A 932-nucleotide genomic window follows, 5' to 3' on the forward strand; every position below is an offset into this window, starting at 1 on the left:
GAGAAAACCGCCGCCGGCTAGCGCCAGCCCGCCACCCGCCAGCAGCAGCCGGCGGTCGATGCGCGCCGGTTTTGCCCTGGCCGGGTCCGCTCGCCCGGCGCGCTTGGGCGCGGCCGGCGCCTCGCTGCCAGCAACGCCGTGCACGGCGCTGATCACCCGGCCCAGCAGCGCATCGGCCTTGCCCGGCCAGCCCGCCATGTCGATCACCTGGAACTGGCGGAACCCCAGCGGCGGCAGGCTGCCATCGATGGAGATCGGCACCAGTCGGCGGCGGTCGCGGCCGGTGGTGGCCTCGTCGCGCACCCAGTGCGATGCGACCGACGTCTCGGACCACAGCACCACCACCACATCGGCGCCGTTCAGCGCCGCCTCGGTGGTGGGCAGGAAATTCTCGCCGCCTTCCAGCAGCGCATCCCACCAGATGTCGAAGCCGGCGCCCGCTGCTTCGAGGGCATGGATCAGCCGTTCCGCCCACGCCCGATCGGCGCGCGCGTAGCTCAGAAACAGTTTCAGCCGCTTCTCGGTCTCTTCGCTCACCCAGCCGCCCCAATCCGATGAGCGGCATGCTATGCCGAGCGCAGTTGATTGTCATGTCCTGCAACCGCGGGCGGCAGGGAAATGCCGTGGCGCTTTTCCCGATTGCCTTTGTCGCCCATGTGACCACATTGACACCATGCGTGCGCAATCCGATCCGCAGTCTTTGGGGGCGCCACCGCTGCCGCGCGCCATCCTGTCGCTGGGTGTCACCGGCCATCGTGACGGCAATCCGGCGCTGGCTGCCAACCGGGCTCGCATCGCTGCCACCATTGCCGCCCTGTTCGACCAGATTGCTGCAGAGGCTGACCGCGCCGTCGCTGCCCGGGCCGAACCGGGCACGGCGGCCGGCGCGGCCTCGGTGCGGCTGCACAGCCTGCTGGCCGATGGCAGCGACC

The 932-nt window shown here is 70.5% G+C and carries 2 protein-coding genes; one reads left to right on the forward strand and one right to left on the reverse strand.

Translation table 11 applies throughout. The features are described from left to right. The coding region (locus tag GJV64_RS14855) for a toll/interleukin-1 receptor domain-containing protein (protein ID WP_164158272.1) at positions 1–537 on the reverse strand (537 nt) is incomplete at its 3' end. Positions 538–673: 136 nt separating this feature from the next. Here GJV64_RS14855 and GJV64_RS14860 point away from each other — a divergent pair. Further along, the coding region (locus GJV64_RS14860) for a hypothetical protein (protein ID WP_164158274.1) at positions 674–932 on the forward strand (259 nt) is incomplete at its 3' end.

The sequence above is a fragment of the Sandarakinorhabdus rubra genome (genome assembly GCF_010994245.1).
GTDB classification, from domain to species: Bacteria; Pseudomonadota; Alphaproteobacteria; order Sphingomonadales; family Sphingomonadaceae; genus Sandarakinorhabdus; species Sandarakinorhabdus rubra.